This is a genomic window from Brucella pituitosa, from assembly GCF_965577835.1.
In the GTDB taxonomy this organism is placed as follows: Bacteria; Pseudomonadota; Alphaproteobacteria; order Rhizobiales; family Rhizobiaceae; genus Brucella; species Brucella pituitosa.
This window is the reverse complement of the sequence record NZ_OZ264093.1, coordinates 893,725-908,004: the sequence shown is the minus strand read 5'-3', so window position 1 is coordinate 908,004 and position 14,280 is coordinate 893,725. Positions and strand designations below refer to the sequence as shown.

Below are 14,280 nucleotides of genomic sequence, written 5' to 3'. Positions count from 1 at the left end.
GACATATTATTTTGCCGGAATTCCGGCATCCGAAGGAGCATGAAATGGCTGAACCGGAAACCTGCGATCTGTTTGTGATTGGCGGCGGTATCAATGGTGCGGGCGTTGCTCGCGATGCGGCTGGGCGCGGCCTCAAGGTTGTGTTAGCGGAAAAAGACGATCTCGCGGAAGGCACCTCGTCGCGCTCCGGTAAACTTGTGCATGGCGGCTTGCGTTACCTCGAATATTACGAATTCCGTCTTGTGCGCGAAGCTTTGATCGAGCGCGAAGTTCTGTTGAACGCCGCACCGCATATCATCTGGCCGATGCGTTTTGTTCTGCCACACAGCCCGCAGGATCGCCCGGCATGGCTCGTGCGTCTTGGCCTGTTCCTCTACGACCATCTCGGCGGTCGCAAGAAACTACCCGGCACCCGCACGCTTGATCTGAAGCGCGACCCGGAAGGCACGCCGATTCTCGATCAATATACCAAGGGCTTCGAGTATTCCGATTGCTGGGTGGATGACGCTCGCCTCGTCGTTCTGAATGCTGTTGGTGCCGCTGAAAAAGGCGCGACCATTCTGACCCGCACGCCGGTTACATCTGCGCGTCGCGAAAAAGGCGGCTGGATTGTCGAAACCAAGAACCGCGATACCGGCGAAATGCGCAGCTTCCGCGCGCGTTGCATCGTCAATTGTGCAGGCCCATGGGTTACAGACGTTATCACCAATGTTGCTGGCTCGAACTCTTCACGCAATGTGCGTCTGGTCAAGGGCAGCCATATCATCGTGCCAAAGTTCTGGTCGGGTGCGAATGCCTATCTGGTTCAGAACCACGACAAGCGCGTGATCTTCATTAATCCATATGAAGGCGATAAGGCGCTCATCGGCACCACCGATATCGCTTATGAAGGCCGCGCCGAAGACGTCAGCGCGGATGAGAAAGAAATCGATTACCTGCTCACCGCAGTAAACCGCTATTTCAAAGAAAAGCTGCGTCGCGAAGACGTACTGCACAGCTTCTCCGGCGTGCGTCCGCTGTTCGATGACGGCAAGGGCAACCCATCGGCTGTTACCCGCGACTATGTTTTCGATCTGGATGAGACCAGCGACGCCCCTCTCCTCAACGTGTTTGGCGGCAAGATCACCACATTCCGCGAGCTCGCAGAACGCGGTATGCATCGTCTCAAGCACATCTTCCCGAGTATGGGCGGAGACTGGACGCATGATGCACCATTGCCGGGCGGCGAAATCGCCAATGCCGACTTTGAGACTTTTGCAAACAGCCTGCGTGACAGCTACCCATGGATGCCACGCAAACTGGCTCTGCATTATGGTCGTCTCTATGGTGCGCGCACCAAAGACGTAGTTGCAGGTGCATCTGATCTTAACGGTCTTGGACAGCATTTCGGCGGCAATCTCTATGAGGCTGAAGTCCGCTATCTCGTGTCGAAAGAATGGGTGAAGACGGCAAATGATATCCTCTATCGCCGCACCAAGCACTACCTGCACCTGACCGAGGCCGAACGGGCCGCATTCATTGCATGGTTCGACAACGCTAAAGTTTCTGCTTGAGGTTATCATGGCCCTTACGCTTTCGCTGAACACCAATCCGCTTGTGAACCGCTTTGCAGAGCCGGATGATCTGATCGAGACCGTTGCGCGCGACCTGCGCCTGCGCGATCTGCAGCTCACGCACGAGTTCATCAATCCGAGCTGGCAGGCTTCCACCATTCGTCGCCTGACGCGCGATATGGACAAGGCTTTGCAGCGTACAGGCGTCCGCGTAACATCCGGCATGACCGGCCCTTATGGTCGTCTCAACCATTTCGGCCACCCGGATGCGGAAGTGCGCCGTTATTATATCGACTGGTTCAAGACCTTTGCCGATATTATCGGCGATCTCGGCGGCAAGTCGGTCGGCACACAGTTTGCGATTTTCACCTACAAGGATTTTGACAATCCTGAAAGCCGCGAAGATCTTATCAAGATCGCTATCGACTGCTGGGCGGAAGTTGCCGAACATGCCAGCCGTGCCGGTCTTGAATATGTGTTCTGGGAGCCGATGAGCATTGGCCGTGAGTTTGGCGACACAATTGCTGAGAGCATCAAGCTTCAGGATCGCCTCACGGCTGCCAATATGGCAATCCCCATGTGGATGATGGCCGACATCGACCATGGCGATGTGACCTCGTCGAACCCGGACGATTTCGATCCGTATGCATGGGCGCGTGCCGTGCCGAAGGTCTCACCGATCATCCACATTAAGCAGAGCCTTATGGATAAGGGTGGTCATCGTCCTTTCACGGCGGCCTTCAATGCAAAAGGCCGTATTCAGCCCGAGCCGCTGCTCAAGGCGTTCGCCGAAGGCGGTGCTGTGGACAATGAAATCTGCCTTGAGCTGTCGTTCAAGGAACGCGAGCCAAACGACCGTGAAGTTATTCCGCAAATTGCGGAAAGTGTGGCCTTCTGGGCACCGCACATTGACACGGGTGCACGCGACTTGAAAATATAACCTCAAGAAAAGAATAAAGAATCGGGAGCAGGCAGCGCGAAAATGGCAGATTCAGACGATTCCTTAGCCCTTCGTGCAGCCTGGCTCCATTTCATTGCTGGTATGACCCAGTCAGCGGTTGCAAAGCGGCTCGGAATACCTTCCGTGAAAGCGCACCGCCTCATCGCTAAGGCGGTCGCAGACGGTGCGGTTAAGGTAACAATCGATGGTGATATCACCGAATGCATCAACCTCGAAAACCAGCTCGCCGAACAATATAACCTCGAATATTGCGAAGTCGCACCTGATCTCGGCGAAGAAGCCTTACCGCTCCTATCCCTAGGTAATGCTGGTGCAGAATTTCTGCGCCGCGAAATCGAGCATGGCGATCATGAGGTGATCGGCCTTGGCCATGGCCGCACGCTTTCAGCAGCCGTCAATCATATGCCTCGCGTGGCGGCCAAGGATTTGCAGTTTGTATCGCTGCTCGGTGGTCTGACACGAAATTTTGCTGCCAACCCACATGATGTGATGCATCGCATTGCCGAGAAGACAGGCAGGCCCGCTTATGTGATGCCGGTGCCTTTCTTTGCCAACACGGCTGAAGATCGCGAAGTGCTGCTGGCGCAAAAGGGTGTCACCAGCGTCTTTGAAATGGGGTGCCGCGCGGAGCTGAAAATCGTCGGTATCGGCACAGTCGACGCACACGCGCAGCTCGTCACATCCGGTGTGATCGACCTCTCCGAAATGGAAGAGATCGCGGTGCGCGGTGCCGTCGGTGAAATGCTTGGGCATTTCTTCGATATCAACGGCACGCGGCTTGAAACTGGCCTGACGGCTCGCACCATCGCGGCATCGGTGGAAAATGCCGATATGAGCCGTATCATCGGACTTGCGGGCGGTCTTTCCAAAGCCGACGCTATCCGCGCAGTCCTCAAAAGCGGTCGCCTTTACGGGCTGATCACCGATGAACGCACCGCAAAGGCGCTATTGCAGTAAAAACAGCATCGATCAACAAAATATCACAAAATCACATTTTATATGGATTGTTTTGTGATTTTGTGATTTAAGTTTGTGCAATAAACAAACATGCTCTGGGATCGGAAATTCCGTGAAACGCGACGAACGAAGACAGGCGATCATCAATCTGCTGATTGAAAATCATGCGGTCGATCTCGATGATCTTTCCGAGCGTTTTGCAGTTTCCAAGATGACCATCCATCGCGATCTGGATTCGCTTGAAGAATCCGGTGTGCTGCGCAAAGTGCGCGGTGGTGCGACTATGGATGCGGGTTCTCAGTTTGAAAGCGATTTCCGTTTTCGCGTCCAGCAGGATAACGAAGCCAAGATCGAGATGGGCCGCGCGGCCCTTGACCTGATCGAACCCGGCATGACCGTGATGATTAATGACGGTTCCACCGCCGCAGTTCTCGGAAGCATGTTGATCGAAAAACGCCCGCTGACGGTGATTACCAACAATGCGGTCATCATCGAAAATCTCAAGGGCGAAGGCGGCATCAACCTGATCGCGCTCGGCGGCGTATTCTCGGCAAAGTTCAATGCGTTCTTTGGCTTGCTGACCGAGGAGGCCCTATCAAAACTCAGCGCAGATATTGCCTTCATTTCCGCGCCTGCGATCAATGGACGTCTCGTCTATCACATGGATGAAAACGTCGTCCGTACCAAGCGCGCCATGACCGCGTCGGCAACCCGCACATGCCTTTTGGTCAACCACCAGCGTTTTCGCCGCACGGCCTTGCATGTAATGGCCGACCTTGGCGACTTTGATGCCATCATCACGGATAAATCACCGGGTGATTCACTTGTGGCCGAACTTGAGCCGGCAGGCATCAAACTGACAATTGCAGAATAGGTTCTGCGCAATCGCATTTACATAACAAGAGAGAACATTCGAGCATGTCGAAATTCTGGGTAGGTACGAGCTGGAAAATGAACAAGACGCTTGCGGAAGCACGCGTTTTCGCGAACGCACTGAAGGACGCCGATGCTGACCGTTCGGCAGACATTCAGCGCTTTGTCATTCCACCCTTTACCTCAGTTCGTGAAGTCAAAGATATTCTGGCAGATACGTCCGTGAAGGTCGGCGCGCAGAACATGCACTGGGCTGATCAGGGTGCATGGACCGGCGAAATTTCGCCACTGATGCTCAAAGATTGCAATCTCGATATCGTTGAACTCGGCCATTCCGAGCGTCGCGAACATTTTGGTGAAACCAATGAAACCGTTGGTCTCAAGGTTGAAGCAGCCGTTCGCAACGGCCTGATCCCGCTTATCTGCATTGGCGAAACGCTGGAAGACCGCGAAAGCGGACGCGCAGCAGAAGTGCTGGCAGAAGAAGTCCATGGTGCACTTTCCAAGCTTTCTGACGAGCAGAAAAAGGCCGAAATCCTATTTGCCTATGAGCCGGTATGGGCAATTGGTGAAAATGGCATTCCAGCCTCGGCGGATTATGCCGATGACCGTCAGGCCGAAATTATTGCTGTTGCCGAAGGCATTCTTGGCCGTCGCGTGCCTTGCCTCTATGGCGGCTCGGTCAATCCCGGTAACTGCGAAGAACTCATTGCCTGCCCGCATATCGATGGCCTGTTTATCGGCCGTTCGGCATGGAACGTGGAAGGCTATCTCGACATTCTGGCCAAATGCGCCAAGAAAATTCAGGCTAATTAAAGGAGTTACCCCATGAAAGTAGCAGTAGCAGGCGACAGCGCCGGTGAAGGTCTGGCCAAGGTTCTTGCAGATTATCTGAAGGATCGTTTTGAAGTGTCCGAAATCTCCCGCACGGACGCTGGCGCAGATACATTCTACGCAAATCTCTCGGACCGCGTAGCATCCGCAGTTCTCGACGGCACCTATGATCGTGCAATTCTGGTTTGCGGCACCGGTATCGGTGTTTGCATTGCCGCCAACAAGGTTCCGGGCATCCGCGCAGCGCTGACCCACGACACCTATTCGGCAGAACGTGCAGCCCTCTCCAACAATGCGCAGATCATCACCATGGGCGCCCGCGTTATCGGTTCGGAAGTTGCAAAGACCATTGCTGATGCGTTCCTTGCACAGACTTTTGACGAAAATGGCCGTTCGGCTGGCAATGTTGACGCGATCAACGAAGTCGACGCCAAGTACAACAAGTGCTGATTGTCTAAAGCAACGTCCCAAAACACAAAAAGCGGCGGGTTTTCCCGCCGCTTTTTTTGTGTTGAAGCTAGACTATTTTAGCTGAACTTCGGATCTAGCGAACCATCGCGATAACGCTTTGCCATATCCGACAGCGGGATCGGACGAATTGACTGAGCATGGCCAGCGGTGCCGAACTGCTCGAAGCGATCCTTACAAAGCTTGGTCATCGCAGCCATTGCAGGCTTGAGATACTTGCGCGGATCGAACTCGCTTGGATCCTCCTGCAGCACGCGGCGGATTTGACCTGTCAGCGCCATACGGTTGTCCGTGTCGATATTGATCTTGCGCACACCATGCTTGATGCCGCGCTGGATTTCTTCAACAGGCACACCCCAGGTTGGCTTCATCTTGCCGCCATACTTGTTGATGATTTCCTGCAAATCTTCCGGCACCGAAGACGAACCATGCATGACAAGATGCGTGTTTGGCAGCTTGCGATGGATTTCTTCGATCACATTCATCGCAAGCACGGAACCATCAGGCTTGCGGCTGAATTTGTACGCGCCATGCGATGTGCCCATAGCGATTGCCAGTGCATCGACCTTGGTTTCGCGAACGAATTTCACGGCTTCATCCGGATCGGTCAGAAGCTGGTCGTGCGAGAGCTGACCTTCCGCACCGTGACCGTCTTCTGCTTCACCCATGCCGGTTTCGAGCGAACCGAGAACACCAAGTTCACCTTCAACCGAAATGCCGCCAAGATGAGACATTTCACTGACCTGACGGGTAACGGAGACGTTATAATCCCAGTCAGCAGGGGTTTTTCCGTCAGCCTTGAGCGAACCGTCCATCATGACGGAGGTAAAACCAGCCTGAATTGCGGTCATGCAGGTGGCGGCTTCATTGCCGTGGTCGAGATGCACGCAAACAGGAATATGCGGATAGATTTCGGTGACCGCATCCATCATATGGCGCAGCATGATATCGTTCGCATAAGAACGCGCGCCGCGCGATGCCTGCAGGATAACCGGCGCATTGGTCGCATCCGCCGCTTCCATAATGGCGAGTGCCTGTTCCATATTGTTGATGTTGAATGCCGGAACGCCATAGCTGTGTTCAGCAGCGTGGTCGAGCAATTGCCGCAGCGTAATACGCGCCATCTGAGTTTCCTTCTAATTAGTTGCGCATCCCGAAAAGTGCGAAGCGGTTTTCGGAACAAGATGCGCGTAAAAACGATCAGCTAGAGCATTAAATGCTCTAGCTTTGCGAACGCGCGTAATACTCACCGAGAACATCGACCTCTTCCGCGACGCCAAACACCAGCGCGCTGCGCTCGTGATAGGTTTCGGGGACGATATCGAGGATCGGCGTAGAACCGTTGGTTGCCTTGCCGCCAGCCTGCTGGCTGAGGAACGCAATCGGATTGGCTTCATAAACAAGGCGCAGACGGCCCTTTTCGTAGCCCGGACGTGCATCGTCCACGTAGAAGAAGATACCGCCGCGCTGCATGATGCGATGCATGTCGCCGACAGCCGCACCCAACCAGCGCATATTGAAATTGCGTCCGCGCGGGCCGTCTTTGCCGTTGTAGCAATCATCGACATAGGCCTTCATGCCAGCCGAAAGATGACGATAAACGGATGCGTTATAGGCGAGATCAGACGTGCGCTCAGGCAGCATAGCGTTCTTGCGGGTGATCTGGAAAATGCCATTCACCGGATCAAGCGTTGCAAAAAGTACGCCTTCGCCGACCGAGAAGGTGAGATCGATCGAGTTGCCGAACGACACATAGCCTGCTGCCAGCTGGCGATTGCCGGGCTGAAGGAATGGCTCTGCCGTATCCGCCGGGAAAATCGAGAAAATGGTGCCAAGCGGCGCGCCGAGGCCCACATTGCCGGAACCATCGAGCGGGTCGATTGCAACGGCAACCAGACCATCAGCCTTACCCGGAACCGGGAGGTCGGCCTCCTCGGAGAGAACCGATGCAGCACCTGCCGCGATCAGCAATTCAACGAAGAGATTGTGCGAACCAACATCAATGCTCTTCTGCTGATCCTGATCACTATTGACGCCTACGAGCTTGCCCGGATCGCCAGGAAGCGAACCGCGCGCGATGCGACCGGCAAGACGACCTGAACCTGCGAGAATGGCCTTAATTACGTTGCTCGTTGCAAGACGCAAGCCATCCTGACCTGCCCAGGCATCAAGATAATCGCCAGCCGCCTGCGTATCTACACGGTCACTATCGCCAGCCAGAACCAGCGGTGCAAAATTTCCTGCCATCGTCATTCGCCCTGCTCCCGAAGAAGAGACAGTTGCAGCACGTTGGAAGTGGGGGAAACGGAATTCATTTACTGGCAATCTCCATGCAGATGTCTTCAAGACACGCCCGATAGCGGGCCGAGACACGGAGGACGTAACACCGTTCTGATATCATCACAATAATGTGGATAACATTATAACGATTTAAATGTGATAATATGTTTTAAAATGATGTTAATTACGGATAAGCTACGTCATCTCCGCACTCGATAAGCATGCGGAAGACCTGAAAGCGAGTCGATGACCCGCTCTATTTCAAATATTGAAGCGAATTTTGGTGTTTCAACGCAAATGTGCGGTAGCAACCTAAATGGCCTACTGCCGGATCAACCCTGCTTTTTCTTGTCGGGATCAAAAGTCACAAAGAAACGAAAAGCCGACCAAAGGCCAAGTGCGCCAAAAAGCATGGCCCAGCCGACACTGCCCATCCAAATCTCGAATGCGGTCCAGGCAAAACAGCTCCCTGAGATTAATACCCGAGTCCATAAAGGTCGAAATCGCGGGTCATCAAACTCAAACATTGGCCAACCTTGTTATGGTTTCACGTCTCCGGAACATCGCTCCGGAGAATATGCGCCATGTTTAACCAGTTTCCGGGCATCTCGTAAGTGCTACATGTTCAATTCGACCGGTATTTTGTGATATCCGTCTCTGCACCCAGATCAGAAAGACACAGCCGCGGCCCGGCACGAAGCTCAGCAGACAATGATCAGGCCGCTTCAGCGCGCGGTGCCATCGCTCCAGTCATTAATGCCACTGCATCCGACATCGAATATTCTTTCGGATCGACCACCGTCAAACGACGGCCAAGACGATGGATATGGATGCGGTCGGCCACTTCAAACACATGCGGCATGTTATGTGAGATCAGCACTATAGGCATACCACGCGCCTTCACGTCCTGAATAAGCTCCAGAACGCGGCGGGATTCCTTCACACCAAGCGCAGCCGTCGGTTCATCCATAATGACAACTTTGGAGCCGAAAGCTGCAGCACGCGCGACCGCAACACCTTGCCGCTGTCCACCCGACAATGTTTCCACGGCCTGGCCGATGTTCTGAATGGTCATCAGCCCCAGTTCCGAGAGTTTCTCACGGGCAATCTTTTCCATTGCACCACGATCAAGCATTCGCAGCCATGAACCGAGCGGCCCTTTGCGGCGAATCTCACGCCCAAGAAAGAGATTGTCCGCAATGGAAAGTGCCGGGGAAAGAGCAAGGTTTTGATAAACCGTCTCAATGCCCGCATTGCGCGCTTCCATTGGAGAATGGAAGCTCACTGGCTTTCCATCCAGCATGATTTCGCCTTCATCGGGGCGAACAGCACCGGACAGTGCCTTGATGAGCGAAGATTTACCCGCGCCGTTATCGCCAATGACGGCAAGGACTTCTCCCGGATAAAGATCAAAATCGGCATGATCGAGGGCTGTAACACGTCCGTAACGCTTAACCAGACCGCGTGCGGAAAGAACAGGCGTAACTGAGGGTTTCATGCGGCAGCCTTTCTGATCCATTGGTCAATCGCAACGGCGGCGATAATAAGAACGCCAATCAGGAGATAGGTCCATTGTGGATCTGTGCCCCAAAGGCGCAATCCGAGCGAGAAAACGCCCACGATCAGCGCACCAAACATTGTGCCAAGGATCGAACCTCGCCCGCCAAAGAGCGATATTCCGCCAATCACCACGGCAGTTATGGATTCAATATTGGCAAACTGACCCGAAGTTGGTGAGACTGAACCAAGCCGCCCGATCATTGCCCAGCCAGCAAGCGCACAGATAAGCCCGGCCAGAACATAAACTGACATCAGGATCGGCTTGACCGACACACCCGCAAGCTGTGCCGCTTCCGGATCATCGCCAATAGCATAGACATGACGTCCCCAAGCAGTGTGGTTCAAGACGAACCAGAGCACCAGCACCAGCAGAACCATGGCGATAACACCATAGGTAAAGACGGCGCCGCCGAAACGAATGCTTTCACCAAAGAACTGCAGGATGGGAGCCTCGGCAGTAATTTCCTGTGCCCGGATGGTTTCATTCGACGAATAGAGGAAGTTGGTAGCGAGGATCACCTGCCACATGCCCAACGTGACAATAAATGGCGGCAATCGAACATATGCGATCAAAAAACCATTGATGAAGCCACACAGCGCGCCAGTCGCAAAGCCGAACAAAATTGAGAGTTCGGCGGGCAGACCATAGCGGAATGTAAATTGTCCCATCACGACTGATGACAGCACCATAATAGCGCCAACTGAAAGATCGATACCGGCAGTCAGGATCACCAGAGTTTGTGCCGCCGCCACAATGCCGGTGATCGCAACCTGCTGGAGAATGAGTGTCAGCGCGAAGGCGGAAAAGAATTTCCCACCCAGCGTAATGCCAAATACCAGCAACGAAATCACGAGCACAATCAGTGGCACAGCCGCAGGATTGTGATGCAGAAAATGCCGGAGTCGATAGAGCACCGAGTGATCGCCATCATCAAATGATGCAACATCACTCGCACTTCGCGACAATGCGCTTTCATACTCCTGCATCGATGGCTTTACGGGGGCGGAGGTCGCCTCTGGCTCGCTCATGTCAGTCTCCTGCTGTCTGGTGCAAGAGCATCCGGCAGAAACTGCCGGATGCGAAGGTTCGCTAAAGCATTTCCAGCAAAAGTGCGAAGCGATTTGCATCGGATAATGCGTAGAACAAATAATCAGAGCACTTCTTCTGCTTCATCAAAAACCGAAGAGCTCCGAGCTGTTAGCCCCAGCACTTGCCAAGGGCAGTTTTGGTGTCGATCGACTCCACACCCTCAACAGGCTTGTCAGTGACCAGCGCCACACCGGTATCGACAAAGGTCTTACCTTCGGTCGGCTTTGGTTTTTCGCCGGTGTCAGCGAATTTCTTGATCGCTTCGATGCCAAGGGCAGCCATCTGGAGCGGATATTGCTGCGATGTTGCGCCGATCACACCGGCTTCAACATTCTTGACGCCAGGGCAACCGCCATCAATCGACACGATCAGAACATCTTTTTCACGCCCCACCGCCTTCAATGCTTCATAAGCGCCAGCAGCAGCCGGCTCATTGATTGTGTGGACGACATTAACGGTCGGATCTTTCTGGAGAAGATTTTCCATGGCGCGACGGCCACCTTCTTCATTACCATCGGTAAGGTCGCGACCTACGATACGTGGATCATCTTCATCGCCGAGCTTAGTCTTGTCCTTCGGGTCAATGCCGAAGCCTACCGCGAAACCCTGATCGCGCAGAACGTCGACGCTTGGCTGTGAAGCGGTGAGATTCAGGAAGGCAACGCGCGCATCCTTGACCTTATCGCCAAGCGTTGCTGCAGCCCACTTGCCTACCAGCTCGCCTGCAAGGAAATTGTCGGTCGCGAAAGTGGCATCAGCCGCATCGGCTGGCTCCAGAGGCGTATCAAGCGCAATGATGAGCGCACCAGCATCGCGCGCTTTTTGCAGCGATGGTACAATACCTTTTGTGTCGGAAGCAGTGATCAGAATACCCTTGGCACCATCTGCAATACAGGTTTCGATAGCAGCAACCTGACTTTCGGAATCGCCATCGATCTTGCCTGAATAGGTCTTGAGATTGACGCCAAGTTCCTTGGCTTTGGCAATCGCACCTTCCTTCATCTTGACGAAGAAGGGATTGGTATCGGTCTTGGTGATCAGGCACGCGCCGACATCGGCAGCATTGGCCGGACCGACCGCAGAAGCGGCAACACCAAGCGTGAAGGCAGCAACCGCTGCCGAGAGAACTGTCTTCTTCATGAGCTCCTCCCAGAGTGTAACCGGTTCCTCTTCCCCCGGCGTAATGAAAACAAAACACGGCTTCGTAAGAGAGTCAATTAATAAATCCACTTGATTTATTAATTTGCTGTGTCACTCTTCAGGTGAAAGATTGAGACTAGCCAATTTGTCAGGCAGATGCAGCTGGCACCTAAGTTAATGTTTTTATTTAACATACTCTACAAATGAGGGCTTTTTCTGCTTCGTCGAATGGAGTAGGCCAATCGATATCAGCGCATGTCTCCCAAAGGTGAGAACCGGTTTTGGAAGAAAGACAAGCATCAAAAAAAACTAAAGCGTGACATCACGCTTTAGAATATGTGGCCCCCTGGGAGAAGATATGGTCAGGCACACTTCAGAACGCAGTTCTGATCAACACGGCGGACCAGCCGCGGCAGGCTCCGCCATGCCGCAATTTGCCCAAGCCGGAGCAAGCATCAATCGCGGCTCCAACCAGATCGGTGTGCGTGCTTACAACGAACGCCTCGTTCTTGCTCTGGTGCGCCGACATGGTTCAATGGCGCGTGCCGATATCGCTCGCAAGACCGGGCTATCCGCACAAACCATTTCAGTGATCATCCGCGAGCTGGAAAAAGACGGCCTGATCACACAAGGCGAACGCGTCCGCGGGCGTGTTGGACAACCTTCCATGCCCATGCGGCTTGCTGCAGATGGCGTCTTTTCCTTTGGTCTGAAGATCGGCCGCCGCAGCGCCGAGATCATCTTGATGGATTTTCTTGGCAACATCCGCCAACGCCGCCACATCACCTATCGCTGGCCTGTGCCAGATCAAATCCGCAAGTTCTCCTTCGATAGCATCAAAGCGTTTACTGCCGCTCTTGATGCAAACAAACGCGAACGCATTGCGGGCCTTGGCATTGCGCTTCCTTTCGAACTCTGGAACTGGGTGGAGGAAGTCGGTGCGCCCGCCGCAGATATGAATGCCTGGCTTGATGCCGACCTGATCAACGATTTCGGCTCCGCCTTGCCGTTTCCGGTTTACCTACAGAACGACGGAACAGCGGCCTGTGGTGCGGAACTGACATTCGGACGCGGGCCCGAATTTACAGATTTCGTCTATTTCTCAATTGGGTCATTCATTGGCGGCGGCGTAGTTTTGAACAACACGCTCTACCCTGGACGGACCGGTAATGCTGGCGCTCTGGGTTCGATGCCCATGCGCATGCGTGGAACAGATGACGCGCGCGAAACCATGCAATTAATCGACACCGCGTCGCTCTTCGTGCTCGAACGCATGTTGCAGGAGAACAATATTTCTTCTGATGACCTTTGGCTTTCGCCAGAACATTGGCACGATTTCGGCACTTTGCTCGATGAATGGATCGCATTGGCTGCGCGTGGGCTCGCCCATGCAGCGGTTGCAGCCGCAGCCGTGATTGATTTTCCTGCGGCAATTATTGACGGCTGGCTGCCAGAAAACGTTCGCCACAGGATCGTTGAAGCCACAAAGCTCGAGCTTACGCGCATCGACCTGCAAGGCCTTTCAGCACCCGAGATCATCGAAGGGAAAGTCGGCGTTCATGGAAAAGCGATGGGCGCTGCGAGCCTGCCGCTTTCCCATCGCTATCTTTTCGACCAGAGTGTCCTCTTCAAAGACAGCGTATGATCTTGTCTGCATAAAGTCAGCGCCAAATCTCGCTTGCCACTTAGAATGAATATTGGAAGCGCACTTCTGTCCGAGCGCATCTTGGCCAGCATTCGCAGACATCCTAACCACCCCACAAGACTGCTCTTTATCCGGGTAGGTGTTCCAAGAAGTACACCTTCTTTGGGCATATAACAGATGACGTAATTCTTCCATCTCCTGCCAGATGTGCAAGAAAATTATGTCCGTATGGCACTTTGCCTAAAACATACTGCCCCTCTTTGGGGCGAACCAGTCCTTCTGCCAGGCGAAAGCTACCATCTCGCCAAACGATATCCGCGGCCCATGCCCGGCCCAAACACTGATGGGCAACACTTACATCGCCCGCAACCAACGCTTCACGCACGCGGGTGGACGAATATTCTGATTGCAGTGGAACGATATCAACACAGATGCCAACACTCTGTGCCAGCTCTACCAACGCTGCACAATCACCTTTCCGCCCTGCACCGAAGCGAAAATTTTCACCGACAACGATATGGGACACATCCAGCTTTTTATGGAGGATATCTATAACAAAAGCCTGAGGCGTCAGCGCTGCAAACTCTCTGTCGAATGTCGGTTCGAAAATATAATCCAGACCCAGCATTTCGGCTACCCGATGCTTTTGTTCGGGAAGCGCCAGCCTTTCGATAACAGTATCAGGATTAAAGAACTGGCGCGGATGCGGCTCGACCGACATGATTGCAACCGGATATGCTTTACCCGCAATCTGCTGCGCCTTTCTGATCAGAAATTGATGGCCTAAATGAAAGCCATCAAAATTCCCCAACGCAATCACTCCCCGTGCAAGATCAGTTCCCGTCAGGATACCGTCCCGCACAACCTGAATCGGCTTGATGATCGGCTGCAAAGCAAAGCCGCGTTCGATAAACATGCC

The 14,280-nt window shown here is 53.8% G+C and carries 13 protein-coding genes; 7 read left to right on the top strand and 6 right to left on the bottom strand.

Annotation, left to right across the window (positions count from 1 at the left end; genetic code table 11):
* The first annotated feature begins 44 nt into the window (after nucleotides 1-44).
* The 6 genes from ACSME1_RS15400 to derI all read left to right on the top strand — a co-directional run bounded on the left by ACSME1_RS15400 (nucleotide 45) and on the right by derI (nucleotide 5,628).
* Nucleotides 45-1,553 carry a glycerol-3-phosphate dehydrogenase gene (locus ACSME1_RS15400; protein ID WP_105707554.1) on the top strand — a complete coding sequence of 503 codons (1,509 nt, stop codon included), beginning with the start codon at nucleotides 45-47 and terminating at the stop codon, nucleotides 1,551-1,553.
* 7 nt (nucleotides 1,554-1,560) lie between these two features.
* On the top strand, nucleotides 1,561-2,493 hold the full coding sequence (locus tag ACSME1_RS15395; RefSeq protein ID WP_435654968.1) for a TIM barrel protein: 933 nt from the start codon (nucleotides 1,561-1,563) through the stop codon (nucleotides 2,491-2,493).
* 42 nt (nucleotides 2,494-2,535) lie between these two features.
* Nucleotides 2,536-3,471, top strand: a complete 936-nt coding sequence (locus ACSME1_RS15390; RefSeq protein WP_024900146.1) for a sugar-binding transcriptional regulator — start codon at nucleotides 2,536-2,538, stop codon at nucleotides 3,469-3,471.
* A gap of 112 nt (nucleotides 3,472-3,583) precedes the next feature.
* Complete coding sequence (locus ACSME1_RS15385; RefSeq protein ID WP_105707550.1) at nucleotides 3,584-4,345, top strand: DeoR/GlpR family DNA-binding transcription regulator; 762 nt, start codon at nucleotides 3,584-3,586, stop codon at nucleotides 4,343-4,345.
* A 44-nt stretch (nucleotides 4,346-4,389) separates the two neighbouring features.
* Nucleotides 4,390-5,160: a triose-phosphate isomerase gene (locus ACSME1_RS15380; protein WP_105707548.1), complete on the top strand. Its 771-nt coding sequence runs from the start codon at nucleotides 4,390-4,392 to the stop codon at nucleotides 5,158-5,160.
* Between the two features lie 12 nt (nucleotides 5,161-5,172).
* Complete coding sequence (gene derI, locus ACSME1_RS15375) at nucleotides 5,173-5,628, top strand: D-erythrulose-4-phosphate isomerase (protein WP_007878291.1); 456 nt, start codon at nucleotides 5,173-5,175, stop codon at nucleotides 5,626-5,628.
* Nucleotides 5,629-5,705: 77 nt separating this feature from the next.
* Here the strand turns inward: derI and fba are convergent, their stop codons facing one another.
* From fba to ACSME1_RS15350, 5 genes are all read right to left on the bottom strand, one after another.
* Nucleotides 5,706-6,770 (bottom strand): class II fructose-bisphosphate aldolase, encoded by a 1,065-nt coding sequence (gene fba / locus ACSME1_RS15370; RefSeq protein WP_064321482.1) that lies wholly within the window; start codon nucleotides 6,768-6,770, stop codon nucleotides 5,706-5,708.
* Nucleotides 6,771-6,867: 97 nt separating this feature from the next.
* On the bottom strand, nucleotides 6,868-7,899 hold the full coding sequence (locus ACSME1_RS15365) for a class 1 fructose-bisphosphatase (protein ID WP_024900141.1): 1,032 nt from the start codon (nucleotides 7,897-7,899) through the stop codon (nucleotides 6,868-6,870).
* A 742-nt stretch (nucleotides 7,900-8,641) separates the two neighbouring features.
* Nucleotides 8,642-9,424, bottom strand: coding sequence for an ATP-binding cassette domain-containing protein (locus ACSME1_RS15360; RefSeq protein WP_024900139.1), 783 nt, complete (start codon nucleotides 9,422-9,424; stop codon nucleotides 8,642-8,644).
* Nucleotides 9,421-10,515: an ABC transporter permease gene (locus ACSME1_RS15355; protein WP_024900138.1), complete on the bottom strand. Its 1,095-nt coding sequence runs from the start codon at nucleotides 10,513-10,515 to the stop codon at nucleotides 9,421-9,423. Before ACSME1_RS15355 ends, ACSME1_RS15360 begins: the two co-directional genes overlap by 4 nt.
* Nucleotides 10,516-10,684: 169 nt before the next feature.
* A complete protein-coding gene (locus ACSME1_RS15350) occupies nucleotides 10,685-11,716 on the bottom strand; it encodes a substrate-binding domain-containing protein (protein WP_024900137.1) in 1,032 nt (343 codons plus the stop codon).
* 358 nt (nucleotides 11,717-12,074) lie between these two features.
* Here ACSME1_RS15350 and ACSME1_RS15345 point away from each other — a divergent pair, with 358 nt between their 5' ends.
* A complete protein-coding gene (locus ACSME1_RS15345; protein WP_105707546.1) occupies nucleotides 12,075-13,361 on the top strand; it encodes an ROK family transcriptional regulator in 1,287 nt (428 codons plus the stop codon).
* A gap of 127 nt (nucleotides 13,362-13,488) precedes the next feature.
* Here the strand turns inward: ACSME1_RS15345 and ACSME1_RS15340 are convergent, their stop codons facing one another.
* A complete protein-coding gene (locus tag ACSME1_RS15340; protein WP_105707544.1) occupies nucleotides 13,489-14,277 on the bottom strand; it encodes an FAD synthetase family protein in 789 nt (262 codons plus the stop codon).
* Nucleotides 14,278-14,280 lie beyond the last annotated feature (3 nt).